Below are 25,847 nucleotides of genomic sequence, written 5' to 3'. Positions count from 1 at the left end.
TGTGACTTGTCCCCGCCCGGCACCACCCCGCAGCACGGTCAATCGGCTGACGGCACCTGGGCCTTCAGCAACGCCGGCAGCCGAGTCGTGCGTGGCTTGGCCGGGACCTCGGCGACCGCGCGTGGCAGGGCCTGCTCCACACCGTGCACCACGGACAGATGCCGCTCTGCGCGGCCGAAGGCGGTGTAGACCCACGGCCGGCTCAGCGCCTGCGCCGCGTCACCCGGCAGCACCACGACCGCGGCCGGCCACCGGTGCCCCACGGCCTGGTGCGCGGTCAGCGCCCACCCGTGGCGCACGCTCTGCTCGACCCGCTCCTTCGGTACGACCACAGGCGTGCCCGCGCACTCCAGGTGCAGCCCCTCGGCATCGGCCTTCACCACACGGCCGGGCGTCGAACGGCCCGGCGCGGGGGAGTAGGCCACCCGGTCGCCCGGGTCGAACCCGCCGAAGCGGCCCGGACCGGGGTTCAGCCGCTCCTTGAGCGCGGTGTTCAGCGCACGCGTGCCGGCCGCGCCCCCATGCCCGGGGGTGATCACCTGCACCTCCTCGGCGGGGATCCCGAACGCCCTCGGCACCGAGTCCACGACGAGCTGCGCGGTGCGGTGCACCGCCTCACCCGCGTCCCGCACCGGCACGATCACGACCTCCTTGCCGGGCGCGTCGACCTGGTTCAGCTCTCCGATCCCGATCCCGGAGACCAGCTCGCCGATGGGCCCGGGGTCGGGCGTCCGTGAGGCGACCTGCGGGCAGGCGCGGGCGGCGAGCAGATCCGCGAACACCCGGCCCGGCCCGGCGGACCACAGCACCCCCGGGTCGCCGCTGAGCACCAGCCGGGCCCCGTCGGGCAGCGACTCGGCGAGCAGGGCGGCGGTCTCGACGTCCACCTGGGGCGCGTCCAGCACCACGAGCAGGTCGAGGGCGAGCATGCCGTCCATGTCCCGGCCGGGCCCCTCGGCGCCGGACAGCAGCCCGGTGAGGGTCGTCACGGCGCTGTCGCCTCCCTCGGCAGGGGCGCCTCCCTCGGCGTCCGACCGGGAGGAGAACCGCCGTCGCCCGTCCGCGCCGTGCGTCGCGGCGTACGCCCGCAGGCCGAGCGTCCGGGCGGCCGTGACCAGCGCCGCCGGTTCCGCTCGGGCCGCCTCGCCGCCGGTGTGCAGCACGAGCCCGTGTCCGGCGACGGCGCGGATCAGCTCCTCGGCGGAACGCGGTGCCGACGCGGCCGCCGAGGTCCAGTCGGTCGTGTCCTCCTTGGGCAAAGAGTTCATGACACGGGCGAGTCCGTCGGCGAGGCTCTCCTCGGCGAGCGCGTAACGCTCCAGGCCGATGAGGACGCGGACCGGGCGCTCCTCCTCCGCCTCGTCGTCCTCGATGCCGGTGTCGTCGGCCGCGGCGGGGGGCGGGGACGCGGACCGTGTCGCGGTCGGGGCGTCGTCGAGCGCGTCCTGGAAGACCAGGGCCTCGCCCTCGGCGACGGTGCTCTGGACGGCCTCGTCGGGGTCGGGCACGGAACGCTGGGCGAGCGCGGCGGCCAGCGCCGGGGCCTCCAGCGCCGTGTGCCCTGCGATGGCCGCCTGCTCCAGCAGCCATACGGTGACCGCCCGGCCCCGCCGCTCGTCGTCCGGGCCGCACTCCGCGCCGAGCAGCGCCCGCGCGAACCCGTCGGCCTGCTCAGGCCGGACGCCCGGAACCCGCAACAACTGCCAGGGATCCTCGCGCAGTCGAGCGCCGACGCCCTCGCCGAGCGCCTCGGCGACCTGGGGCGCCAGCGCCTCGGGGGCGCCGCCTTCGGCCAGCACCGCGCGCACCCCCTCGACGGTCTCGCCCGAGGGAGCCGCCGCACCGGCCGTGTTCGCCACGGGCTCCGGTCGCCGCACCGGCTCCGGCGCGGGCCGCCGCGCAGCGGGCTCGGGCCTGTCGAAGGCGGCGGCCGTGGGCTTCCGGCCGCCCTCCACCGCCCGTACGGCGGCCAGCAGATCGGCGGCCGTCCCGCTGAGCCCCGCCCCGCTCGTGATCGGTGTCTTCTTCTCCGCCTTGCGTCGCTCGATCCGCTCCCGCTCCAGCCGCTGGGCCGCCAACTCGGCCTGTGCCTCGGACGTTTCCTGAGCAGCCTCGGCGCCGCCGGCTTCGGCGGAAGTCTGTGTGCCGCTCTCGGCGGGTTCGTCCCCGTCGTCCCCGCTTTCCGCGCCGTCGGCCTCACCGGTTGTTTCGGCGGGCTCGCCCTCGACCGTGGCCCCGCCCTCCGGCGTCGCCGCGAGCGCGGCCTCCCGGTCGCCGGGCGTGTCGGCGCCGGCGGCGGGCGTCCCGTCGCCCCGTCCCTCCGGCTCGTCCGTCTCCGCGGTCGCGGGCTCCGTGCTCACAGCGTGCTCCAGTCGTGATCGGGATAGCGGTGCACAGGCGCCGACACGTCGTCGAGAGCCCGGCAGATCTCGTCAGGAAGACTAAGGGTCTCCACTGACAATGCCCCCGCGAGCTGCAGCGCGTTGCGCGCGCCGATGATGGGCGCGGCCACGCCGGGCCGGTCGCGGACCCAGGCGAGGGCCACCTGGATCGGGGTCACGGCGAGGCCGTCCGCGGCGGTCTGCACCGCGTCGACGATGCTGGTCGCCGCCTCGTCGAGGTACGGCGCGACGAACGGAGCCATGTGCTCCGAGCCGCCCCGCGAGTCCGGGGGCGTGATGTGGCGGTACTTGGCGGTCAGCACCCCGCGGCCCAGCGGCGAGGACGGCAGCAGACCGATGCCCAGGTCCAGCGCGGCCGGCAGCACCTCGCGCTCGATGCCGCGTTGCAGCAGGGAGTACTCCAGCTGCGTGCTGGCCAGGCGGGTGCGTATGCCGGGGGCCGCGAGCTGCCAGGTGGCGGCCTTCGCGAGCTGCCAGCCGCAGAAGTTGGAGACCCCGGCGTAACGGGCCCGGCCGCTGCTGACGGCCAGGTCGAGGGCCTGGAGCGTTTCGTCCAACGGGGTTTCGGGGTCGTAGGCGTGGATGTGCCAGACGTCGACGTAGTCCGTGCCGAGGCGGGCCAGGGAGGCGTCCAGGGCGGCGAGGAGGTGGCCGCGGGATCCGTCGAAGCGGCGGTCGGGGTCCGGGACACTGCCGGCCTTCGTGGAGATGACCAGGTCGCGGCGGGGCACGAGTCCGTCCATCAACTGCCCGAGCAGGTACTCCGCCTCGCCGTCCCCGTACACGTCCGCCGTGTCGACGAGGCTGCCGCCCGCCTCCCAGAACAGCTTCAACATGTCCGCGGCGTCATGCTCGTCCGTGTCGCGGCCCCACGTCAGGGTGCCGAGCCCGATCCGGGACACACGCAGGCCGGTACGGCCGAGATGCCTCTGCTCCATGAACGGCGACATTACTGGCCGGAGTTCGCCACGTGGGGGCCTGTGGACAACCGATTTCCCCGGCGGAGCCGCGCTTCGATTCGGCCGGGCATTCCAGGATCGTGGCTCGTCCGCGACCGAGTGGGGGCTGGTCGCGCACTTCCCCGCGCCCTTCCAGACGGCCCTGCAGGCCGATCCCTGAGGGCCGCGGGCTTCTTCAAGGTGCGTGGGGAACTGCGCGATCAGCCACAGCCCACCCGCACCCGCACCCGCACCGCAGGCCTCCCGAGCTCTGCCGCGGCGGCCCAGCCCGGTAGGGTCGGCGCGACAAGACGTTACTGATCGGTAAGGGGAAGGCGGGTCTATATGAAGCTCGGGATCAATCTCGGCTACTGGGGCGCCGGAATGGACGGGGACAACCTGGCCGTGGCCCAGGAGGCCGACCGGCTGGGATACGCGGTGTGCTGGGCGGCGGAGGCGTACGGCTCGGACGCCGCCACTGTGCTCAGCTGGGTCGCCGCCAAGACCGAACGCATCGACGTGGGCTCGGCCATCTTCCAGATCCCGGCCCGCCAGCCCGCGATGACCGCGATGACCGCCGCGACGCTGGACTCGCTCTCCGGCGGCCGCTTCCGGCTCGGCCTCGGTGTCTCGGGGCCGCAGGTCTCCGAGGGCTGGTACGGGGTCAAGTTCGACAAGCCGCTCGCCCGCACCCGCGAGTACGTGGAGATCGTCCGCAAGGCGATGACCCGCGAGCGTCTGTCGCACGAAGGCGAGCACTGGACGCTGCCGCTGCCCGGCGGCCCCGGCAAGCCGCTGAAGCTGACCGTGCACCCCACCCGTGAGCACATCCCGCTGTACATCGCCGCGATCGGCCCGAAGAACCTGGAGCAGACCGGTGAGATCGCCGACGGTGCCCTGCTGATCTTCCCGTCGGCCGCGCACCTGGAGGACACCGCGGTCAAGTACCTGCGGGCGGGACGGGAGAAGGCAGGCAAGACCCTCGACGGGTTCGACATCTGCCCGACCCTGCCCCTCGCCGTCGGCGACGACAAGGACGTGACGACGCTCGCCGACACCTTCCGCCCCTACACCGCGCTGTACGTCGGCGGCATGGGCAGCCGCAACCAGAACTTCTACAACCAGCTCGCCCAGCGCATGGGCTACGAGAAGGAGGCCGCCGAGATCCAGGACAAGTACCTGGCCGGCGACAAGGCCGGGGCCGCGGCCGCCATCCCGCACGAGCTGATCGACCAGACGACGCTGCTCGGTTCCGTGGAGCGCATCGCCGACCGGATGAAGGCCTACGCCGAGGCCGGGGTCACCACCCTCACGCTGGCCCCGGCGGGCTTCACCCTGGACGAGCGGATCGCGTCGCTCCGGGCCGGCTCGGAGGCCATGGAGCTGGCCGGGCTCGCTTAACCCGAACGGCGCAGCGGCCGACGACAGTCGCGAATCGGCCGGAATCGGCCGAACATCGGGATCCGGAAGTACTACGGCCGTGGTGGGGGCTCGGGGGTCTTCCCCGCCACGGCCGTCACCCGGGACAACGCGGCACGCCCCGCTCGGTTACGCCCCTTCGCCGCCCCGGCATCCTCCGTTCGGCGGATTTGTCCGACACAGGTGTTGCCCGGCTCCTGGTACCCCATTTGACTCGTTCTCTGCAGGACCCCTGCCAGGACCCCTGCAGAGAGGTGTCTTCGATGCTTTCGGCCAAGAGTCTGTTCCAGGAGATCGTCGACAACGACGAGTCGTTCCGGCTGTTCTGTTCCATCGCCGCCGGCGGGGAGACGCAGGGAGGCTGGGAGAACGCGCGGATCGCCGCGCTCGTCCCGCCGAGCGAGCGCGCCCTCGCACCCAAGATCACCCGCCATGGCGCCGACGAGGACAAGCACGGGCGGATCTTCAACGCCCTCATGAAGAAGCGCGGCCTCCAACCCGTGGAGGTTCCGCCCGAGACCGACTACACCATGCTTCTGGAGCGCGGCGGCATCGGCCTCGCGCACGAGAGGCTCAAGGCCGACCAGACCCTCTCGGTGCGGGACATCATCGTCTACCTGTCCCACAGCCGGGTCACCGAACAGCGTGCCGCCGACCAGATGGTGATGCTCCGCAAGCACTTCGGGGGCCACCCCGAGATCGGCAAGGCCGTCCGGATGATCTCCGACGACGAGGACAACCACCTCGCCTACACCCACGAGGAACTGCTGCGCTACGCGGCCGCCGGACACGGGCGCCTCATCCAGCGGACCCTGCGCGAGTGCGCCCTCGCGGAGATCGCCGTCTACCGGGACGTCAGCCTCGCCGTGATGGACCGCATGGGGCGCATCCTGGGCTGGCCGAAGGCCAAGGCGGCCGTCCTCGCCGGGGGCATCCACGCCATGTACGCGTACGAGCGAGCCTTCGGCTGGCGCCGCATGGTCACGCTGGAGACGCCGGCACGCCGCGACGCCCTGGGCGGACCGGCGACGGCGGCCCCCGAGTTCGCCTGACACACCTTCGTACCCCGTACGCGCGCGTGGGGCGTCGGGATTCGTCCACGCGCGCGTCCGGCACGGCAACACGGAGCCACGCGGCGGAGGGCTACAGCCAGCCCCGGCGCTTGAAGAGCCGGAACACCAGCACCTCCGTCACGACCATCAGTGCCATCAGCGCCGGATACGACCACACCCAGTGCAGTTCGGGCATGTGCTCGAAGTTCATGCCGTAGACGCCGGCGGCCATGGTCGGGATCGCGGCCATGGCCGCCCAGGCGGAGATCTTCCGCATGTCGTCGTTCTGGCGGACGCTCATCTGCGCCAGGTGCGCGGAGAGGATGTCGGAGACCAGCCGGTCCAGGCCCTCGACGGACTCGTTGACGCGGGTGAGGTGGTCGTTGACGTCGCGGAAGAAGGGCTGGGCCTTCTCGTCCACGAAGGGCACCGCGGTGGTGTGACCGGCCGTGCCGGAGAGCCGGACGAGCGGTGCGGCGAGGGGGCCGGTGGCCCGGCGGAACTCCAGGACCTGGCGTTTGAAGGTGTAGATCCGGGCCGCCGTGTTCCGTGAGCCGCCGATGTCGGGGGAGAAGACCTCCGCCTCCAGTTCCTCCAGGTCGGTCTGGAGTTCCGTCGCCACGTCCAGGTAGTGGTCGACGGTGGCGTCCGTGATCGCGTACAGCACGGACGTGGGGCCCTTGCCGAGCAGTTCGGGCTCCCGCTCCAGCCGACTGCGTACGACGCCCAGGGGCGAGCCCTCGCCGTGTCGGACGGTCACGACGAAGGCGTGGCCGAGGAAGACCATCACCTCGCCGGTGGTCACCGTGTCACTGGACGGCTCGTACACGACCGGCTTGAGGACCATGAACAGCGAGTCGTCGTACACCTCCAGCTTGGGTCGCTGGTGCGCCTTCAGGGCGTCCTCCACGGCCAGCGGGTGCAGCGCGAACTCCTCCGTGACCAGAGCGAACTCCTTCTCCGACGGTTCGTGCAGGCCGATCCACACGAAGCCGCCACAGGCGCGGGCGGCGGCCAGGGCGTCGGAGAGGTCGTCGGGGCCCTCGGTGCGGTGCCCGTCGTGGTAGACGGCGCAGTCGACGATCACTGGGAGTTCCTTTCTCGGGGGGCCTTGTCCACAGAGACCTGTCCACAGAGGCCTTGCCCACAGAGGCCTTGTCCACAGGGCCGAAGGGGGCCGTCGGGCGGGCGTCTAGGCTGGGGCGCATGCCCACGTTGATCCTTGTCCGGCACGGACGTTCCACCGCCAACACCGAGGGAGTGCTCGCCGGGTGGACGCCCGGGGTCGCCCTCGACGAGCGGGGCGCGGCGCAGGCCGCGGCGCTGCCCGGCCGCCTCGCCGGGCTGCCGATCGCCGAGGTCGTCACCAGCCCGCTCCAGCGCTGCCAGGAGACTGTTCGCCCGCTCCTGGACGCCCGGCCCGGTCTCGGCCCGCACACCGACGAGCGTATCGGCGAGTGCCACTACGGCGACTGGTCCGGCCGCAAGCTCGGCGAGCTGAAGGACGAGCCGCTGATGGAGGTCGTACAGACGTATCCGACGGCGGCCGAGTTCCCGGGCGGCGAGTCGATGCGGGCCATGCAGCACCGGGCCGCGGAGGCGGTGCGGGAGTGGAACGCGCGTGTGGAGCGCGAGCACGGTGCCGACGCCGTGTATCTGATGTGCTCGCACGGCGACATCATCAAGTCGCTCGTCGCGGACGCACTCGGACTTCATCTGGACCTCTTCCAGCGGATCTCTGTCGAACCGTGTTCCATCACCGCGATCCGTTACACCCGACTCAGGCCTTTTCTCGTCCGCCTCGGTGACACCGGGGACTTCGCGTCCCTGGCGCCCCGTGAGCAGCCCCCGAGCGGTGACGCGACCGTCGGGGGTGGTGCGGGGGCACCGTGATCGTCAACCGCAGTAGGGTGAAGCGGTCGCGGCGGCACTGAACCAGTCAGCAGCCGGCGCGGCCGCTCCCGACGTCGATTCCAATGGAGACAGGACGTGTCCCGTCAGGTGTTCCTCTACGACCCCCCGGACCGCTTCGTGGCCGGTACGGTCGGGCTGCCCGGGCGCCGGACCTTCTTCCTGCAGGCCTCCTCCGGGCAGCGTGTCACCAGTGTCGCCCTGGAGAAGACCCAGGTCGCCGCGCTCGCCGAGCGTATGGACGAGCTACTCGACGAGGTCGTGCGGCGCAGCGGCGGAAGTGCGGCGGTGCCGGCCGTCGCGCCCACCGAGGTCGCGGACACGGCGCCGCTGGAGGCCCCCGTCGAGGAGGAGTTCCGGGTCGGCACCATGGCGCTGGCCTGGGACGGCGACGAGGAGCGGATGATCGTCGAGGCCCAGGCCCTGGTCGAGCTGGACGCCGACTCCGAGGAGGACCTGGCCGAGGCGGAGGAGCGGATGCTCCAGGACGAGGAGAACGGCCCGCCGATGCTCCGCGTCCGGCTCACCGGCTCACAGGCCCGTGCCTTCGCCAAGCGTGCCCTCGACGTCGTCAACGCGGGGCGGCCGCCGTGCCCGCTGTGCAGTCTGCCGCTCGATCCGGAGGGACACGTATGTCCGCGCCAGAACGGATACCGGCGCGGGGCGTGACCTCCTCCGCCTCCGCCGGCTCGTCCTCGCCCGCCCAGCCGTCCGCCCAGCCCTCGGTCCGGCTGCTGGCCGAGGGCGAGTTGACCGTGCGCGGCCGGGTGCGGGAGGCGTCCAACGCGGTGCTGTACTGCACGGTCTCCTACGAGGGAAGGGAGGCCGCCTGCGTCTACAAGCCCGTCGCCGGGGAGCGGCCCCTGTGGGACTTCCCCGACGGGACGCTCGCGCAGCGGGAGGTAGCCGCGTACGAGGTGTCCGAGGCGACCGGCTGGGGGCTCGTCCCGCCCACCGTGCTGCGGGACGGGCCGTACGGCGAGGGCATGTGCCAGCTGTGGATCGAGGGTGAGCCGGGGTCCGAACTGCTGGCCCTCGTGGAGGGCGAGGAAGCCGGGGAGGGCTGGAAGGCCGTCGGGTTCGCGGAGGTCGGGGACGGGGAGACCGCGCTCCTCGTCCACGCCGACGACCGGCGGCTGCGGCGGCTCGCCGTGCTCGACGCGGTGGTCAACAACGCCGACCGCAAGGGCGGGCATCTGCTGCCGGGCGCCGAGGGGCGGCTGTACGGCATCGACCACGGGGTGACCTTCAACGTCGAGAACAAGCTCCGGACGCTGTTGTGGGGGTGGGCGGGGGAGCCGCTCACCGAAGAGGCCGTCCAGGTGCTGCGGCGGCTGCGGGACGCGCTCGGTGAGGGTGGGGCGCTGGCCGGGAAGTTGGGCTCGTTGATCACACCGGCTGAGCTGGACGCCACGCGGGAGCGGGTGGCCGCGCTGCTGACGAGCGGCCGGCACCCGGAGCCGAGCGGGGAGTGGCCGGCGATCCCCTGGCCACCGGTCTGACAGCACGCCCGCCGGGGCCGACCGGGGGCGGGTTCCGCAGCTCGGCGGTCACGAGGCGCCGCTGCGCCCACCCGTGGCGCTCCTGGCGGCACGACTGCCCGCAACCGGGGCGGTCGCGCCGTGCCGGGCGGCTGGGGCGGGCCCCGTCATGGACGCGGGGTACTGCGCGATCACTCACGTACCGGCCGCAGTCGCAGGACAGGGCGTACCTCCGAGTGCCCAGGCGCCCGGCATAGTCATGCGGCGATCGGGTTAGGCTCGTGGCATGCATGCCTGGCCCGCTTCTGAGGTCCCCGCCCTGCCCGGCAAGGGCCGCGACCTTCGGATCCACGACACCGCGACCGATGGGCTCATCACCCTTGACCCCGGTCCCGTCGCCCGTATCTACGTCTGCGGTATCACCCCGTACGACGCGACCCACATGGGTCACGCGGCGACCTACAATGCGTTCGACCTCGTCCAGCGCGTGTGGCTCGACACCAAGCGGCAGGTTCACTACGTCCAGAACGTCACGGACGTCGACGACCCACTGCTGGAGAGGGCCGCGCGCGACGACATCGACTGGGTGGCCCTCGCCGAGAAGGAGACCGCCCTCTTCCGTGAGGACATGACCGCCCTGCGGATGCTCCCGCCGCGCCACTACATCGGCGCGGTCGAGGCCATCCCCGGAATCGTTCCGCTCGTGGAGCGGCTCCTGGCCTCCGGCGCCGCCTACGAACTCGAAGGGGACATCTACTTCTCCGTCGAGGCCGACCCGGACTTCGGCAAGGTCTCGCGCCTCGACGCCGCCACGATGCGGCTGCTCTCCGCCGAGCGCGGCGGGGACCCGGACCGGGCCGGGAAGAAGAACCCCCTCGACCCGATGCTCTGGATGTCCGCGCGTGAGGGCGAGCCCAGCTGGGACGGCGGCTCCCTCGGACGCGGCCGGCCCGGCTGGCACATCGAGTGTGTCGCCATCGCCCTCGACCACCTGGGCATGGGCTTCGACGTCCAGGGCGGCGGCTCCGACCTCGCCTTCCCGCACCACGAGATGGGCGCCTCACACGCGCAGGCGCTGACCGGCGAGTTCCCCATGGCCAAGGCGTACGTCCACGCCGGCATGGTCGCGCTGCACGGCGAGAAGATGTCGAAGTCCAAGGGCAACCTGGTCTTCGTCTCCAGGCTGCGCCGCGACGGGGTCGACCCGGCCGCGATACGGCTCGCGCTCCTCGCACACCACTACCGGGCCGACTGGGAGTGGACCGACCAGGTCCTCCAGGACGCCGTCGCCCGCCTCGACCGGTGGCGCGCCGCCGTGTCCCGGCCCGACGGACCGTCCGCCGAGGCCCTCGTCGAGGAGATCCGCGAGGCCCTCGCGCACGACCTGGACGCGCCGACCGCGCTCGCGGCGGTCGACCGCTGGGCCGTGCTCCAGCAGGAACGTGGCGGTACGGACGAGGGCGCGCCCGGCGTCGTGTCGCGCGCCGTGGACGCGCTGCTCGGCGTGGCGCTGTAGGAACACGTGAAGTAACGACTCTGCACGGGCGCCGAAGACGTCGCACGTGTCACACGGGTCGTACGGCACGAGACCAGTGGGGCGCCTCCTCCGGCCGGAGGAGGCGCCCCTTCGCCTTCCTCAGGGGCCGGGAGCCCGCGGTCGTCACCCGGTGATCACCAGGCCGACGACCTCGTCGTCGGAGAACCACACACGGACGTCGGGACGTCCCCCGGCGAAGGCGGCGTGGACCGCCCGGCGGATCTCGGGGGACGGGTCGGTCAGGTTCCGCCAGGCGCCGGACACGAACAGGCGCAGCCTGGGCGGGAGTTCACGGGGATAGGGGAGCAGTTCGTCCCAATAGCGTTCGGCCGTGCCGGACCCGACGGCCTCCGGGAGGAGGTGGGCGACGGCCGCCCTGATGTCGGGGCGGTTCCCGATGCGCTGGGAGGCGGGCCGGCCGGGGGCGTCCTGCTGGGGGGACCCGGTGGCCCGCAGGACCTCGCGGGCTCGTCCGGGGGACATCGGTGGCCGGCCGGCGGCCTTGAGCATGCCCTGCAGCGCGGCCAGCGCTCCGGCCACGACCGAGGCGGCCGCCGAGGTCCCGGAGAACGTGTCCGTGTACCGGACGACCTCCTCGGCCCCGCCCTGCAGGTCGCCCGGCCGGTCCCGGAAGCCGCCGGTGGTCGCTACCTCGCGGCCCCAGCCCTGGGCGTCCACACGGGCACCATGGCCGGAGAACGCGAGGCGGGAGCGGTCGGGACCGTGGTCGCGGCCGTGGGTGCCGGGCGGCGGGGCGCCCGCGCCGACCAGGATCGCGCCGGAGGAGGGGTGGGACGGGTTGAACGGGTTGCGCCACCACGCCGGGAACCCGTCGGGGCGGTGCTCGTAGACCGCGTCGTCCAGGGACTCGGCGCCGTTGCCGGCCGCCGCGACGACCAGGACGCCCCGCGCGGTGGCGTACCGGATCGCCGCGAAGTCGTCCGGCCACCACTCCAGCGGGATGTGGCCCCGCTGGTCGTCGCGCGGCTGGTACGCGAACCCGGGGCCGGGGCGGTGCAGTTCGACGAGGACGATGTCGCCGGGGCCGAGCCGGTCGGCGACCGCCCGGATCGTCGCGGCGGTGCCGATGGCGTGGACGGACGTGGCGGCCGTCACCGCGTCCGGCACGATGCCGGTGGTCCCGCGCTCGCCCCGGTCGCCGACGAGCACCCCCATGACGGCGGTGCCGTGGTTGCGCCCGGCGAGGTCGGCCGACGGGATGCCGACGGCGACGCCCGCGGGCCTCGCGGTCAGGTCCTCGTGGCCGAGCTGCCAGGCGCCCTCCACATCGACGACCGTCACGCCACGGCCGCTGCCACCGGGATGCTGCCAGGCCCAGTGCGCGTCGATGCCCTCGGGCGCCGGGCGCAGACAGCCCTGGCGGCCGTTGTGGTCGGGAGTCGGAGGGGCGCTCTCCCTCACCTGTCGGCCGTTGCCGGCCTCCGGACCGTCGGGACTGCGGGATCCGCCGGATCCGCCGGATCCGTCGAAGCCCATCGGGCCGACCGGGCCGACCGGGCGCACCGGGTCGACCCGGTCGACCGAGCCGAACCCGACGGACGTGGCCGAGCCGGCGGACGCGGCGGAATCGACGGAGGCCGGTACGGCGCCGGGCTTGACGTACGCCGTGTCGATGCCGGGCAGTGCCGCGATGCGAGAGCGCAGCCCCGGGGCACGGGCGCCGCGCACCCGGTAGAAGAGGGCGAGGTCGGGTACCCCGTCGTCACCGGAGTCGGTCGCCCGGAGTCGTTCCTCGTCCCCGAACAGGGGCTCCAGGACGAGCTGCTCGTCGCCGAGGAACACGTTCAGGGCCGACACGTCCGCGCCGGCCGCCGAGCTGACGCCCTCGGCCCCGGCCCGCAGCCGAAACTCGGGGCGGGCGACGACGATCAGTTCCTGTTCGGATCCTCGATGGGTGAACCCCGCTCCGTCGGGCCCCGGCCCGGACGCTCCCGGGCCCTCGGCCGGCTGTACCTGGTCGTTCATCGCGTACCGCTCCCTTCGGTCCTGCGGGTGCCGGGTGGCGCGTGGAACTCCTGGGCCCGGGGCACAACCAAGCACGCGAGCGGTGAGTCGTCCAGACCGTCACAATCCGGCCGGAAGCTGTCCTGGGGCTGTCAAGGCACTGTCGGTCGCACGTCCAAGGGCTGCGGGGCCGGTCGGCATGTGATGGGGTGACAGACGTCAGTTGAACGCCGGACCGGCCAGCTGCCGGTCCCTTCGTGGAAGGGACGCACAGTGGCACCCCCGCAACCCCCGAACCCCCCGCAATCCCCCTCCGCTCGTCACATCAGTCGGCGAAGACTGCTCACGACGTCCGCCGCCACCGCGGGCGCCCTGCTCGTCGGGTCCTCGGCCGTGGCCTCCTCCGCCTCAGCCTCCGAGCACACCTGGCCCGACCTCATCCCCCTGCCCGACGGCTTCCGCCCCGAGGGCATCACCATCGGCGGCGGCCCCTACGCCTACCTGGGCTCCCTCGGCGACGGCTCGATCTACCGCGCCGACCTGCGCACAGGAGAGGGCGGCATCATCTCCGCGGGCCCCGGTACGCCCTCCGTCGGGCTCAAACTCGACGACCGGGGGCGGCTGTTCGTCGCCGGACGCGGACAGGGCGCCCGGGTGGTGGACGTCCGTACCGGCGCGATCATCGCGTCGTACACGCTCACCACGAAGACGCCGACCTTCGCCAACGACGTCTTCCTGACCTCGCGCACCGCCTGGTTCACCGACTCGTTCCAGCCCGCCCTGTACGCCCTGCCGCTCGGTGGCCACGGCGGCCTGCCGGACCCGGACGAGGTCGTCACGGTCACCCTGGGCGGCGACTGGACACAGACCCCCGGCGAGGTCGTCCATGCCAACGGCATCACCGGCACCCCGGACGGCAAGGCACTCCTGGTCGTCCAGTCCGGCGCGGGCGGCCTCCACCGGGTGAACCCGAAGACCGGCGTCACCGAGCTCGTCGACCTCGGCGACGCGGCACCCCTCACCAACGGCGACGGCCTGCTGCTCCTCGGCCGGCGGCTCTACGTCGTCCAGAACCGCCAGAACGCGATCGACGTGTTCAAGCTCTCCGCCGACGGCCGCAGCGGCATCTTCGAGGGGCGCCTCACGGACTCCGACTTCGACGTCCCGACGACGGTCGCGTCCCACAAGAACCGCCTCTACCTGCCCAACGCCCGCTTCACCACGACCCCGACCCCGGACACGACGTACGCGGTGGTGGCCGTGAAGAGGAGCGTCGTGTAGACACCGGGGTGCCGTACCCCGCGCTCTGTCCTGCTTCCAGGGGCGCGGGGAACTGCGCGACCAGCCACGACGGACCCGAAGATCCCACGCGGTGTCTCCCGCCCGGATCCGGGTCTCAGTCGTCCGACGAATCCTCGTCCTCAGCCTCAGCCTCAGCCTCAGCCTCAGCCTCGGTCTCGGTCTCAGGCCGCGGCGGCTTCGGCGGCCGCGTACGCCCGCCGGGGTTGTCCTTGGGATTCCACGCCCCGGTGGTCCCGTCGCCCCCGTCCACCGTGGCGTGACCGCCCGGCGCCGGGCCGCCTCCGTCGCGGCGCCTGAGGTATCGCTCGAACTCGCGTGCGATCGCCTCGCCCGACGCCTCCGGCAGCTCCGCGGTGTCCCGGGCCTCCTCCAGCGTCTGCACGTACTCGGCGACCTCGCTGTCCTCCGCGGCCAGCTGGTCCACGCCCACCTGCCAGGCGCGTGCGTCCTCGGGCAGCTCGCCCAGCGGGATGCGCACGTCGATGAGGTCCTCCAGCCGGTTCAGGAGGGCCAGCGTCGCCTTCGGGTTCGGCGGCTGCGACACGTAGTGCGGGACCGCCGCCCAGAGCGAGACCGCCGGGACGCCCGCGTGGGTGCACGCCTCCTGGAGGATGCCGACGATGCCCGTGGGGCCCTCGTACTTGGTCTCCTCCAGATCCATCCGCTGCGCCAGGTCCGGGTCCGACGTGACACCGCTGACCGGGACCGGACGTGTGTGCGGGGTGTCCCCGAGCAGCGCGCCCATGATGACCACCAGCTCCACGCCCAGCTCGTGGGCGAAGCCCAGCAGCTCGTTGCAGAACGAGCGCCACCGCATCGACGGTTCGATGCCCCGCACGAGTACGAGATCGCGGGGCTTGTCGCCGCCGACCCGGACCACCGACAACCTTGTCGTCGGCCAGGTGATCTTCCGTACGCCGCCGTCCAGCCACACGGTGGGACGGTTCACCTGGAAGTCGTAGTAGTCCTCGGCGTCCAGCGCCGCGAACACCTCGCCCTTCCACTCCTTGTCCAGATGCGCGACCGCGGTGGAGGCGGCGTCGCCGGCGTCGTTCCAGCCTTCGAACGCGGCCACCATCACTGGGTCGATCAGCTCGGGAACCCCCTCCAGCTCGATCACCCAGCGCCTCCTTCCGACGTGCCCTCGCGTACGCCCCAACCTTACGGCGTGCCGAGGGGGCCTCCGCAGCCCCCTTGCACGGGGGAGTGAACGGATCAATGCCCCGTTCGCACGGCTCGGACACTCATCGGCCGCCGGAGCCGCAAGTGATCAACTTCTCACAGCGTCGACCGCAGCCACTGCTCCACGCTCGCGATGTGCACCGTGGCCCAGGAACGCGCGGCGTCGGCGTCGCGGTCGCGGAGGGCGGCCAGGATGGCGCGGTGCTCGTGCAGGGTCCGGCTGACGGCGTCCTCCTGCGTCAGGCCGCGCCAGATACGGGCCCGGGTGGTCGGACCTGACAGTCCGTCAAGAAGGGAACAGAGCACGGAGTTGCCGGAACTCTGCACGATGCCCCGGTGGAACTCCAGGTCGCAGGCGACCAGCTCCTCCACCGACGGCTCGGTGCCGAGCCTGTCCAGCTGAGTGGCCAGCGCGTCCAGTTGCTGCTCGCTGATCTTCAGGGCGGCCATCGCCGTCGCCGCCGGTTCCAGTATGCGGCGCACGGCGAGGAACTCCAGGACCGTGTCGTCGCGGTGGAAGTCGACGACGAAACTCATTGCCTCGAGGAGAAGTTGGGGATCCAGGCTGGTGACATAGGTGCCGTCGCCCTGCCGTACGTCGAGGATGCGGATCAGGGACAGGGCGCGCACGGCCTCGCGCAGGGAGTTGCGGGACAATCCGAGCTCGGCGGCGAGCTCGCTCTCCTTCGGGAGCCGGTCGCCGGGGCGCAGCGCGCCGGAGACGATCATGCCTTTGATCTTCTCGATCGCCTCGTCGGTGACTGCCATGGCAGACCCTCCCTGTCGTTTAGACATCCGATGTCTTGAGTTCATTATGGGGGCTCCGTCGGCCCTATCAGGCCAAAGCCTCCAGGTCGGCCAGAGCCGCGGCCTCGTCCAGGGTGGTGAGGACGCGCTCACGCATCAGCACCCGCCCCTCGACGACCGTGTCGCGCACGTCCGCCGAGTGTGCAGCGTAGGCGAGGGTGGACCAAGGGTCGTGCCGCGGTCGCAGATGCGGTCCGCCCAGGTCGAGCACGATCAGGTGGCCCGCTTGCCCGGCTCCAGGGAGCCCAGGTGGTCGCCGAGCCCCGGCGCGCGGGCACCCTCGATCGTCGCCATGCGCACCGCCTGCTCGGCACCGACCGCCCTGGGATCACCGGCCGCCTTGTCACCGGCGCGGCCTGCCGTGCGGCACCCGGCACGTCCAGCGTGTTGGAACTGACCGCCCCGTCCGTACCCAGGCCGACGGTGACGCCCGCGCTCAGCAGCCGGGGCACCGGGGCGATCCCGCAGCCCAGCTTCAGGTTCGACACCGGGCAGTGCGCGACCGAGGTCCCGGTGCGGGCCGGCGCCGCGATCTCCGGGCCGGCTTCACATCGGCCTTCGGGCTGCGGGCGGTGCTGGACCGTAACACCGCTTTCCGGACGCGCGCACCGCTGCCTCGAACTGTGGTTCCCGTCGATTCTTCGAGGTCATGTACGGTGTCGGGCACCCTCGGAACACCAGGAGTGCCCCGCTATGCCACAGGAACTGCGCGCCGTCGACTGGACAGGAAACAGTCTTGCGCTCATCGATCAGACGGTCCTGCCGCACCGTACCGAGACGGTCGAGATCCGCGACGTCGACGCCCTGGTCTCCGCCATCCAGCGCCTCGTCGTCCGCGGTGCGCCCGCGATAGGCGCGGCCGGCGCGTACGGCGTGGCGCTCGCGTTGCTGGAGGGCGAGCGTGAGGGCCGGCCGGCCGAGGAGGTGCGTGCCGCTGTCGCCCGTGTCCGCGAGGCACGGCCGACCGCGGTGAACCTGATGGTGTGCGTGGACCGCGTCATGACCCGCTTCGACGAGGGGCTGGAGGCAGTGCTGGAGGAGGCCGCCGCCGTCCAGCGAGAGGACGTCGAGGCGAACCGGGCGATGGGGGCGCACGGCGCCGACTGGCTGTTGAAGAGGGTGGGCGTCGACCGGCCGTTGCGGATACTGACGCACTGCAACACGGGCGCGCTCGCGACGGCCGGATGGGGTACGGCACTCGGGGTCATCCGTGAACTCCACGCGCGGGGGCGCGTCGAGGTGGTGTACGCCGACGAGACGCGTCCGCTCCTCCAGGGATCCCGTCTGACCGCCTGGGAGTTGGTCCAGGAGGGCATACCGCACTACGTCCAGGCCGACGGGGCCGCCGCCGGCACGATCATGCGGGGCGAGGTCGACGCGGCGATCGTGGGCGCGGACCGCATCGCGGCCAACGGTGACACCGCCAACAAGGTCGGCACGGTGGGCGTCGCCCTCGCCTGCGCCGACGCGGGCATCCCCTTCCTGGTCGCGGCCCCCACCACCACGGTGGACCTCGACACCGCCTCCGGCGCCGACATCCACATCGAACTCCGGGGCGAGGACGAGGTGTTGGAGTGGGGCGGCGTACGGACCGCGCCGGCCGAGTCGCGGGGCCACAACCCGGCGTTCGACGTGACGCCGGGACGCCTGGTGACGGGGCTGGTCACCGAGCGGGGCGTCCTTGAGGTGTCGGCGGGCGAACTGCCGGGCGAGCGCCTGCGCTAGGCCCGCCCCTCCATTCCCGTCCAACGAAATGGCGGCCCGGTCACCTTGACCGAGCCGCCATTTGCTATGCCATCAGCGCTGGGAGAGCTCCAACTCCAGCAGCCACTCCACCACTTCGGTGTGGTGGCGGGCCTGGCGAGGCGTGTCGCCCCACACGTACAGCCCGTGCCCCGCCACGACCACCGCGGGCATACGCGGGTCGCGGGCCGCCTCCAGACGGTCGCCCAGCACCTTCATGTCCTGGCTGTTGGTGATGACCGGGAGGGTGACCTCGACGTCGTGGGCGGGCTGGCCGACACCCTTGAGCATCTCCAGGTCCTTGAAGACGATGCCGCCGGGCTCACGGCGGCCCATCGCCACGGAGGCGACGGTGTGGACGTGGACCACGGCGCCCGCACCGGTCAGCGCGGCGACCCGTGCGTGCAGCTCGGCCTCCGCGGACGGCCTGCCGCCCCGCACCGCGGCACCGTCGCCGTCGACCAGCACCACGTCCGCGGGCGTCAGTTCACCCTTGTCGTGGCCGCTCGCGGTGACCGCCAGCCGCAGTGGATCGCGCGACAGCACCACCGACAGGTTGCCGGAGGTGCCGCGCATCCAGCCGAAGGAGGCGAAGCGGGCCGACTCGGCGGCCAGGACGGCGCCGGCCTCCTCCAGGTCGAGTGTCGAAATCTCGGTGGTCATGCGGTGCTCCTGGTGATGGTGATCCCGTCGAACGTCCCCGTCTGTGCGTGGTCGCCGACGCCTTGTTCGTAGTACGGCTCCCCGGGCCGGCGGATGCCGACGGCGTGCCAGCCGGCCTCCCGCGCCGCGTCCAGCTCGCCCGGCCGGTCGGAGAGGAAGAGGATGCGGTCGGGGGTGGCGGCGAGGCCGAGGGCCGACGCGATGGTGCGGTACGACGCGGCCTCCTGCTTGGGCCCCGCGTTCTCGGTGTCGTACAACCCCTCGACCAGCGGCAGCAGATCGCCTTCGGGGCTCGACCGGAACCAGGCGCGCTGGGCGGCCACGGAACCCGAGGAGTACACGTGGAGGCGTACGCCCGCCGCGTGCCAGGCGCGCAGGGCCGGGAGGACGTCGTCGTAGAAGTGGGAGACGAGGTCGCCGCGGGCGAAACCCTCGGACCAGATGATGCCCTGGAGGGTCTTCAGCGGGGTCGCCTTGCGGTCCTCGTCGAGCCACTCGTCGAGGGCCTTCTCGATGCGAACGTTGTCGGCGTCCGGCTCGGCGATGAGATCCCGCACCTGGGCGACCGCCCGCGCCACCTCTGGATCACCGCTCCGCTCCGAGAGCAGTGCTCCGAAGCGGGAGCGGGAGTACGGGTAGAGCACGCCCACGACGAACCCCGTGGCGCTGGTGGTGCCCTCGATGTCGAGGACCACGGAGTCGATGGCGTCGAGGTCGAAGACCTGGCTCACACCGCTGCCTTGTCCTGCTGGTACCCGGCGTCGATCGTGTCGTAGTCCGGGAAGCGGGAGGCGATGGGGGAGCCGGTGAAGTTGCCGATCCAGCCGTCCTCCTCGTGGAAGAACCGGATCGCTGTGAACGAGGGGCTGGTTCCCATGTCGAACCAGTGCGTCGTGCCGCGCGGCACCCCCAGCAGGTCGCCCTTCTCGCAGTAGACCGCGTGCACCTCGCCGTTCACGTGCAGATAGAAGATGCCGGAACCGGAGACGAAGAAGCGGACCTCGTCATCGTCGTCGTGCGTGTGCTCCTGCAGGAACTTCGCGCGCGCTGCCTTCGCCTTCTCCGGGAACCCGGGGTCGTCGCTCGGGTGCAGTCCGAGGACGTCGACGGTCGTGAAGCCCTCCTCGGCGTTGAGCCGGTCGATCTCCGGGCCGTACGCGGCGAACACGGTCTCGCTGTCCGCATCGAACGGCACGTCCTCGCGGATCGGCCACTGCTCGTAGCGCACCCCGAGCGGCGCCAGCGCGGCCGCGATCTCGACGGGGTCGGAGGTACGACGCACCAGGGTCTCCGGTCCGGACTCGGGCCAGGTGGTCAGCAGGGTCATGAGAGCAACTCCAGCAGTCGGGAAGGGAAGTCCGGATGCTGAGACCAGCGCCGGACAGGGAGGGGGGAGAGGAGGGGCAGCGACTGGGGCGGCGAGTGGAGCGGCGTGCAGCGGGTCAGCCACGACACGGCGCGCCGGTACAGCGGCGCATGCAGGGCATACGCAGTGCTGTTGCGCTCGGTGTCGTCATCGGGGCCTCGCTGTGCCGGGTCGGGTGCCGGTCCCGTGATGGTAACTCCCGAGGGTGTGTCCGTCATGGGTGCATCGCGTGTGACGTAATCGTTGTCTCGAATATCGAGATCCGGCGTCCATTTTTTTGACGGATGGCTGAAATCGTTCTCATGATCTGCGTATGAAGACGCTGCTGCTCGTGCGGCGGCTGTACGTGGACTTGCTCCGGTCGACCACGGCCAGCTGTCGCTGACCTCTCCCGGAGCTCCGACGCGCCCTCGTTCCCGAGGCGTTCACCGCCGTCCGCCGGTGGCTCATTCCCGTCCCTCGCTCCGGGCCCGCACCCCCGCTTCACCATCCCCTCGCATCCTCGCGCACCCACGCACTCACGCGTGTTCGCACCACCCCGTACCTGGAGCCGCAATGTCCCGCTCGTCCCGCCGCACCCGCCTCCCCCTCGCCGCGCTCTCCCTCGCCTCCGCCTCGGCCCTGCTCCTGTCGGCGTGCGCACAGTCGACGGACACCTCCAAGGACACCGGCGACACCGCCGCCAAGGCCTCCGCCGCCACCGGCAAGAAGCCCGCCCCCTTCAGCGGCGGCGCGGTCAAGGTCGCCCTGGTCCGGCAGAGCGGCGCCGGCGACTACTTCGAGCAGTGGGGCAACGGCGCGAAGGCGCAGGCCAAGGCCCTCGGCATCGACCTCACGGTGTACGACGCACAGGCCGACAACGCCAAGCAGGCCACCGACCTGTCCTCGGCGATCAACTCCGGCGCCAAGGCGATCATCATCGACCACGGCTTCCCGGCGACGATCCAGCCGGAGATCGACAAGGCCGTGAAGAAGGGCATCAAGGTCGTCGTCTACGACGTGGAGACCGATACCAAGGGTGTCGTCTCCACCAAGCAGGACGATGCGAGCATGGCGCAGGCCGTCCTCGACGTGATGGCGAAGGAGGTCGGCAAGGACGCCAAGGTCGGCTATGTCAACGTCGCCGGTTACGCGGCCCTCGACAAGCGCGACACCGTCTGGAAGTCCACGGTCGACGCGCAGGGCTGGAAGCAGGCGTTCAAGGTCGGCAAGGTCACCGACTCGACGGCCACTGACAACGTTCCCCTCGTCTCCGCCGCCCTCACCCAGCACTCCGACGTGGCGGGCGTCTTCGCCCCGTACGACGAGCTGGCCAAGGGCACCGTCCTCGCAGTGCAGAACAAGAAGCTCCAGGACAAGGTGAAGGTCTTCGGCGCCGACGTCTCCAACGCCGACATCCAGGCCATCACCGCCAAGGACAGCCCCTGGGTCGCCACGGCGGGCACCGACCCCTCCGCGGTGGGCGCCGCCGTGGTCCGTACGGCCGCCCTGGAGCTGGCCGGCGAGCTGAACAAGACTTCCGTCGAGTTCCCGGCCGTCGCCATCACCCAGGACTTCCTGCGTGAGAAGAAGATCGAGAACATGGACCAGCTGCGCGAGGCGCTGCCCGCGCTGAACCTGTCGCAGGTCTCGACCGCCGACTGGATCTCGAATGTCGCCCACTGACACCGGCCACGAACAGGCTGACGGCGGCAGGAGTGTCGCCGCCGTCAGCCTGAGGGACATCAGCAAGGCCTTCGGCGGCAGGACGGTGCTCGCCTCCGTCTCGCTGGACATCGCGCCGGGCAGCGTGGTCGCGCTGCTGGGCGCGAACGGCGCCGGCAAGTCCACGCTGATCAAGATCCTGTCCGGGGTGCACGCCGACCACGGCGGCGAGGTCCTGGTGGACGGCTCCCCGGCCGCCCTCCAAAGCCCCCTCACCGCCCGCCAGTTGGGTATCCAGACCGTCCACCAGCGCATCAGCGAGGGCGTCGTCCCCGGCCTCACCGTCGCCGAGAACCTCGTCTTCGAGGAGCTGGCCCAGAAGCGGGGCAACCCGTTCCTCAACGGGAGCAGGCTGCTCGCCCGCGCCCGGGAGATCCAGGCCGCCCTCGGCCTCGACTGGACCGACGCCGTCCTCAAGCAGGACGTCACCGAACTCGGCATCTCCGACCGCCAGTTGCTCATCCTGGCCCGCGCCCTCGCCACCCGCCCCCGGCTGCTGATCCTCGACGAACCGACCTCCGCGCTCTCCGCAGCCGAGGCCGAGCGCCTGTTCGCGCTGGTCGAGAGGATGAGAGAGGACGGCATCGCGGTCCTCTACGTCTCCCACCGCCTCGGCGAGATCGAGGCCCTGGCCGATCGTCTGGTCGTACTGCGGGACGGCCGTCTCACCGAGGACCAGATCCGCCCCTTCGACTGGGACGCCGCCCTGCGCGCGATGCTCGCCCAGGCCCAGGAGACGACCACCGCCCGCCCGGTCCGGGAGGGCGACCAGGGAGATGTCGTCCTGTGCCTGAAGGGCGTACGCCTCCTCAAGGGCCGCACCCCGCTCGACCTCGACATCCACACCGGCGAAGTCACCGGCGTCGTCGGCCTGTTGGGCGCCGGCAAGACCGAACTGGCCCGCGGTCTCTTCGGCGCCGAGCCCTTCACCACCGGCACGGTCGAGCTGGCCGGCCGGCCGTACGCGCCCCGCCGCCCCGCCGACGCCATCCGCGGCGGCGTCCACCTCGTCCCGGAGGACCGGCATGCCGACGCCCTCGTCCCCGGCTGGTCGGTGGCCCAGAACATCTCCCTGCCGTTCCTCAGGTCCCTGTCCAGGCTGGGCCTGATGAACACGGCCAGGGAACACGCCCTCGGCCGAGACACGATCGACGCCCTCGGCGTCGTCACCCGCGACGAGCACAGCACCGTCGAGGAGCTGTCCGGCGGCAACCAGCAGAAGATCGTCGTCGGCCGCTGGCTCGCCGAGACCCCTCGCGTCCTCATCCTGGACGAGCCGTTCCGAGGGGTGGACATCGGTGCCCGGCGCGACATCGGCCGCCGCGCCCGCGCGCTCGCCGCCGAGGGCGCCGCCGTACTCGTCCTGTCCGCCGACGTCGACGAAATCCTGGAGGTCGCCGACCGGGTCGTCGTGCTCGCCGCCGGAGAGATCCACCTCGACGCGTACGGCGAGGACGCGGAGCGCGACCGCGTCATCCGGGCCATCTCGGCGTCCGTGTGACCCCGGCCCGCCGCAAGGAAGCCACAGGACCAGGACCAGGAAGTCCGAGGAAGCACCCATGACCACCACCCAGAGCACCGAGGTCCCCGCCAAGGCGGCGCTCCCGCCCGCTGCCTCCACGGCCGTGCGCGTCCAGAACGCCGTCATCAAGTACGGCTTCATCTTCGTCACGGTCGCGCTCTTCGCGTACTTCGCGCTGAGCGAGGGCTCCTTCCGCGAGTCGGCGACCCTCCTCGACACCCTCCGGTACGTCTCCGTCGCCGCCATCCTCGGCCTCGGCGTCACCCTCACCATGGCCGTCGGCGGAATGGACATGTCCGTCGGCGCGGTCGCCGGCCTCGGCGTCTCGGTCGCCGCCCACACGATGGTCGTCCTCAACCAGGTCGGCACGGTCGCGATCCTCGCCGTCCTCGTGGCGGGCGCCCTCGCGGGCCTCCTCAACGCCCTGCTGATCGTGGTGATGAAGATCCCCGACATGCTGGCCACCCTCGGCACCATGTTCGTCATCCAGGGCACCAAGCTGATCCTCGTGGACGGCCAGTCGATCACCCCCGGTATGACGCTGGAGGACGGCACCACCGCACCCGGCAGGTTCACCGCCGACTTCCTGAAGATCGACCGAGGCACGGTCCTCTCCATCCCGATCTCGGTCGTCGTCTTCGGCGCGCTGACCGTCGCCGCCTGGGTCTTCCTGGCCCGCACCCGCTGGGGCCGCGTCTTCTACGCGATCGGCGCCAACCCGGAGGCCTCCCGCCTGGCCGGCATCCGCGTCGGCGCCTACCGCGCGCTGGCGTACGTCCTCTCCGGCGTCCTCGCCTCCGTCGGCGGCCTGATCCTGGCGTCCCGCATCGGGCAGGGTGACGTCAGCGCCGGTACCTCCCAGCTGCTGGAGGCGGTCGCGGTGGCACTGGTCGGCACCTCTGTCCTCGGCCGGGGCCGCCCGAACGTCTGGGGCACCGCCCTCGGCGCGGTACTGATCGGCATCATCACCACGGGCCTCACCATCAAGGGCCTGCCGTACTACACCCAGGACGTCGTCGAGGGCGCGGTCCTCATCCTCGCCCTGGTCTTCAGCTTCACGTTGTCCAAGCGCCGCACCGCATAAGGGAGTTCACCGACCATGGGCTACCGCATCCTGGAGACCGACGACATCCCCGCGTACCTGCGTGAGCGGGGCCACTGGGAGGACCTGGACGACATCACCGTCCGCGAGGTCTCGGACGGCAACGTCAACCGCGTCTTCCTCGCCTCGAACGCCGCAGGCACCCGCGGTCTCGCGCTCAAGCAGGCCCTGCCCTGGGTCCGCGTCGCCGGCCCGTCCTGGCCGCTGAGCCCCGAGCGCGCCGACGCCGAGGCCCGCGCGTACGAGCAACTCGCCAAGGTCGCCCCCGACGAGATCCCCGGGATCCACGGCTACGACCCCGAGAACCACGCCCTCGTCATGGAGGACCTCTCCGACCTGGAGGTCCTGCGCACCCTCCTCAACGAGGGCGCGTCGTACGGACCGCACACCTCACCCCAGATCGGCCGCCTCGTCGCCCGGCTCTCCTTCGCCACCAGCGACTTCGGCATGGAGTCAGCCGACCGCAAGGCGCTGCTCGCCGCCTCGGTCAACGCCGAGCTGTGCAAGATCACCGAGGATGTCGTCCTCTCCGAGCCGTACATCGAGCACGAGCACAACCACTGGCACCCGGGGCTGGACGACCTGGCCGCCGCCTTCCGCGCGGACACCGTCCTGCGCACCGAGGTCGCCGACCTCCGCCATGTCTTCATGACGAGCGCGCAGGCCCTCCTGCACGGCGACCTCCACTCGGGCAGCGTCATGGTCGGGACACGCGAAGGCCGCCATGTCGTCCGGGTTTTCGACCCCGAGTTCTCCTTCGTCGGCCCCATCGGCTTCGACCTCGGCCTGTACTGGGCCAACGCGCTCGTCTCCGAGGAACGGGCCCGCGCCCTGGGTACCCTCACCGACCACGGCGACCAGCTCCGCCTCTCCTGGGAGGCGTTCGAGACCGAGTTCCGCCGCCTCTGGCCGACCCGCGTCGACACCTTCTTCGACGACGCCTACCTGGACCGCTTCCTGCGCCGCGTCTGGACGGAGTCCCTGGGCTTCGCCGGCACCGAACTCGTCCGCCGCGTCATCGGCTTCGCCCATCTGACGGACCTGACCACCCTGGACGACCCGGCCCCGGCCTCCCGCCGCGCCCTGCTCCTGGGCCGCGAACTCATCGTCCGCCGTACGGAACTGACCTCACCCGAGGCCGTACGCGACCTCGTGGCCTCACCACTCGGCTGACTCGGCGTCGAACCACTCCTTGCCCGCGGCCCAGTGCGCCACCCAGCCGGCGAAGCCGGGCGCGGAGGTCGTCTGCCCGAACTCCGCGCCGAACGGCAGGGCACCCACATCGGTGACGTGCCATATGTGTCCCCGGTGAGGGCCGGTGACGACAAGGTGCCAGTTCATGGCGCACCCGTCCGTACCGAGCACGATCGAGCCATGGTCGAAGACCGCTTCGAGGACGGCGTCCGGATCCTCGTACGGCCCCTCGTCCTCCTCCCACAGCCAGGACGCGGTGAGCGGGAACGGCTTGTCCAGGGCCCGGTCGGCTCCGTCGTTCCCCCAGTCGGACGGCAGCTCGGCCAGCCCCATGAGCCCGTACTCCGGCGGCCCCTGGAGCGAGCCGTCGGAGATCTCCGCGACGAACGTGCGGTACGGCTCCGGGAGCACCACCGCGTGCTCCGCCTCGAAGGCGTGCACCGCGGCCCAGCCGAGCGCCGACGCCCCGCCGTCGTCCACGGCGAACGCCTCGCGCAGGGCGGCCAGCTCGACCGGGTCGGCCTGATCGATGTCCATGCGCTCATGAGAACACCCGC

22 protein-coding genes and 1 pseudogene are annotated in these 25,847 nt (G+C 71.9%); 12 read left to right on the top strand and 11 right to left on the bottom strand.

Going from position 1 to position 25,847, the window contains the following annotated elements; all coding sequences use genetic code 11:
- Positions 1-38: 38 nt before the first annotated feature.
- Positions 39-2,360 (bottom strand): helix-hairpin-helix domain-containing protein, encoded by a 2,322-nt coding sequence (locus OG858_RS09225; RefSeq protein ID WP_319067229.1) that lies wholly within the window; start codon positions 2,358-2,360, stop codon positions 39-41.
- The gene (locus OG858_RS09220; RefSeq protein ID WP_037702285.1) at positions 2,357-3,340 is read right to left on the bottom strand and encodes an aldo/keto reductase; all 984 of its coding nucleotides are present in this window, start codon (positions 3,338-3,340) and stop codon (positions 2,357-2,359) included. The genes OG858_RS09225 and OG858_RS09220 overlap by 4 nt, the downstream gene beginning before the upstream one ends.
- 345 nt (positions 3,341-3,685) lie before the next feature.
- On the opposite strand from OG858_RS09220, the gene OG858_RS09215 reads away from it, so the two are divergent.
- Complete coding sequence (locus OG858_RS09215; RefSeq protein ID WP_086750776.1) at positions 3,686-4,741, top strand: LLM class F420-dependent oxidoreductase; 1,056 nt, start codon at positions 3,686-3,688, stop codon at positions 4,739-4,741.
- 281 nt (positions 4,742-5,022) lie between these two features.
- Positions 5,023-5,811 carry a hypothetical protein gene (locus OG858_RS09210; RefSeq protein ID WP_086750775.1) on the top strand — a complete coding sequence of 263 codons (789 nt, stop codon included), beginning with the start codon at positions 5,023-5,025 and terminating at the stop codon, positions 5,809-5,811.
- 91 nt (positions 5,812-5,902) lie between these two features.
- Here OG858_RS09210 and corA read toward each other — a convergent pair whose 3' ends face one another.
- Complete coding sequence (gene corA / locus OG858_RS09205; RefSeq protein ID WP_086750774.1) at positions 5,903-6,898, bottom strand: magnesium/cobalt transporter CorA; 996 nt, start codon at positions 6,896-6,898, stop codon at positions 5,903-5,905.
- Between the two features lie 119 nt (positions 6,899-7,017).
- Between corA and OG858_RS09200 the strand changes: the two genes are divergently transcribed.
- The 4 genes from OG858_RS09200 (at position 7,018) to mshC (ending at position 10,719) form a co-directional block, all read left to right on the top strand.
- Positions 7,018-7,704: a histidine phosphatase family protein gene (locus tag OG858_RS09200; protein ID WP_086750773.1), complete on the top strand. Its 687-nt coding sequence runs from the start codon at positions 7,018-7,020 to the stop codon at positions 7,702-7,704.
- Positions 7,705-7,800: 96 nt separating this feature from the next.
- Positions 7,801-8,391, top strand: a complete 591-nt coding sequence (locus OG858_RS09195) for a DUF3090 domain-containing protein (protein ID WP_086750772.1) — start codon at positions 7,801-7,803, stop codon at positions 8,389-8,391.
- The gene (locus OG858_RS09190) at positions 8,355-9,224 is read left to right on the top strand and encodes an SCO1664 family protein (RefSeq protein WP_086750771.1); all 870 of its coding nucleotides are present in this window, start codon (positions 8,355-8,357) and stop codon (positions 9,222-9,224) included. Before OG858_RS09195 ends, OG858_RS09190 begins: the two co-directional genes overlap by 37 nt.
- Before the next feature lie 265 nt (positions 9,225-9,489).
- The gene (gene mshC, locus OG858_RS09185) at positions 9,490-10,719 is read left to right on the top strand and encodes a cysteine--1-D-myo-inosityl 2-amino-2-deoxy-alpha-D-glucopyranoside ligase (RefSeq protein ID WP_086750770.1); all 1,230 of its coding nucleotides are present in this window, start codon (positions 9,490-9,492) and stop codon (positions 10,717-10,719) included.
- A gap of 144 nt (positions 10,720-10,863) precedes the next feature.
- Here the strand turns inward: mshC and OG858_RS09180 are convergent, their stop codons facing one another.
- A complete protein-coding gene (locus OG858_RS09180) occupies positions 10,864-12,726 on the bottom strand; it encodes a S8 family serine peptidase (RefSeq protein WP_328545000.1) in 1,863 nt (620 codons plus the stop codon).
- Positions 12,727-12,978: 252 nt separating this feature from the next.
- Here OG858_RS09180 and OG858_RS09175 point away from each other — a divergent pair, with 252 nt between their 5' ends.
- Positions 12,979-13,986, top strand: a complete 1,008-nt coding sequence (locus OG858_RS09175) for an SMP-30/gluconolactonase/LRE family protein (RefSeq protein ID WP_319263400.1) — start codon at positions 12,979-12,981, stop codon at positions 13,984-13,986.
- 115 nt (positions 13,987-14,101) lie between these two features.
- Here the strand turns inward: OG858_RS09175 and OG858_RS09170 are convergent, their stop codons facing one another.
- The 3 genes and pseudogenes from OG858_RS09170 to OG858_RS09160 all read right to left on the bottom strand — a co-directional run.
- Positions 14,102-15,127: a PAC2 family protein gene (locus OG858_RS09170; protein ID WP_328545001.1), complete on the bottom strand. Its 1,026-nt coding sequence runs from the start codon at positions 15,125-15,127 to the stop codon at positions 14,102-14,104.
- A gap of 158 nt (positions 15,128-15,285) precedes the next feature.
- Entirely contained in the window at positions 15,286-15,957 is a 672-nt protein-coding gene (locus tag OG858_RS09165; protein ID WP_086747108.1) for a FadR/GntR family transcriptional regulator, read from the bottom strand.
- A gap of 67 nt (positions 15,958-16,024) precedes the next feature.
- Positions 16,025-16,538 (bottom strand): annotated as a pseudogene (locus tag OG858_RS09160) (amidohydrolase family protein); the annotation flags it as partial.
- Positions 16,539-16,689: 151 nt separating this feature from the next.
- On the opposite strand from OG858_RS09160, the gene mtnA reads away from it, so the two are divergent.
- Positions 16,690-17,721 (top strand): S-methyl-5-thioribose-1-phosphate isomerase, encoded by a 1,032-nt coding sequence (gene mtnA / locus OG858_RS09155; protein WP_086747107.1) that lies wholly within the window; start codon positions 16,690-16,692, stop codon positions 17,719-17,721.
- A gap of 72 nt (positions 17,722-17,793) precedes the next feature.
- Here the strand turns inward: mtnA and mtnB are convergent, their stop codons facing one another.
- From mtnB to OG858_RS09140, 3 genes are read right to left on the bottom strand one after another with little or no spacing between them, the layout of a single operon-like run.
- Entirely contained in the window at positions 17,794-18,402 is a 609-nt protein-coding gene (mtnB, locus tag OG858_RS09150; RefSeq protein WP_328545002.1) for a methylthioribulose 1-phosphate dehydratase, read from the bottom strand.
- Complete coding sequence (mtnC, locus tag OG858_RS09145) at positions 18,399-19,133, bottom strand: acireductone synthase (protein ID WP_328545003.1); 735 nt, start codon at positions 19,131-19,133, stop codon at positions 18,399-18,401. The genes mtnB and mtnC overlap by 4 nt, the downstream gene beginning before the upstream one ends.
- The gene (locus OG858_RS09140; RefSeq protein WP_086747104.1) at positions 19,130-19,729 is read right to left on the bottom strand and encodes a 1,2-dihydroxy-3-keto-5-methylthiopentene dioxygenase; all 600 of its coding nucleotides are present in this window, start codon (positions 19,727-19,729) and stop codon (positions 19,130-19,132) included. Before OG858_RS09140 ends, mtnC begins: the two co-directional genes overlap by 4 nt.
- 594 nt (positions 19,730-20,323) lie before the next feature.
- Here OG858_RS09140 and OG858_RS09135 point away from each other — a divergent pair.
- From OG858_RS09135 to mtnK, 4 genes are read left to right on the top strand one after another with little or no spacing between them, the layout of a single operon-like run.
- A complete protein-coding gene (locus tag OG858_RS09135; protein WP_086747103.1) occupies positions 20,324-21,433 on the top strand; it encodes a substrate-binding domain-containing protein in 1,110 nt (369 codons plus the stop codon).
- Positions 21,420-22,973: a sugar ABC transporter ATP-binding protein gene (locus OG858_RS09130; RefSeq protein ID WP_328545004.1), complete on the top strand. Its 1,554-nt coding sequence runs from the start codon at positions 21,420-21,422 to the stop codon at positions 22,971-22,973. Before OG858_RS09135 ends, OG858_RS09130 begins: the two co-directional genes overlap by 14 nt.
- A gap of 58 nt (positions 22,974-23,031) precedes the next feature.
- Positions 23,032-24,078 carry an ABC transporter permease gene (locus OG858_RS09125; RefSeq protein WP_086747101.1) on the top strand — a complete coding sequence of 349 codons (1,047 nt, stop codon included), beginning with the start codon at positions 23,032-23,034 and terminating at the stop codon, positions 24,076-24,078.
- Positions 24,079-24,093: 15 nt separating this feature from the next.
- The gene (mtnK, locus tag OG858_RS09120; RefSeq protein WP_319263393.1) at positions 24,094-25,269 is read left to right on the top strand and encodes an S-methyl-5-thioribose kinase; all 1,176 of its coding nucleotides are present in this window, start codon (positions 24,094-24,096) and stop codon (positions 25,267-25,269) included.
- Here mtnK and OG858_RS09115 read toward each other — a convergent pair.
- Positions 25,255-25,827 (bottom strand): SMI1/KNR4 family protein, encoded by a 573-nt coding sequence (locus OG858_RS09115; protein WP_086747099.1) that lies wholly within the window; start codon positions 25,825-25,827, stop codon positions 25,255-25,257. The genes mtnK and OG858_RS09115 overlap by 15 nt on opposite strands.
- Between the last annotated feature and the right edge of the window lie 20 nt (positions 25,828-25,847).

Source organism: Streptomyces europaeiscabiei, from assembly GCF_036346855.1.
Taxonomy (GTDB): domain Bacteria; phylum Actinomycetota; class Actinomycetes; order Streptomycetales; family Streptomycetaceae; genus Streptomyces; species Streptomyces europaeiscabiei.
The sequence above is the reverse complement of the archived record's forward strand: the minus strand, read 5'-3'. Positions and strand labels throughout refer to the sequence as shown.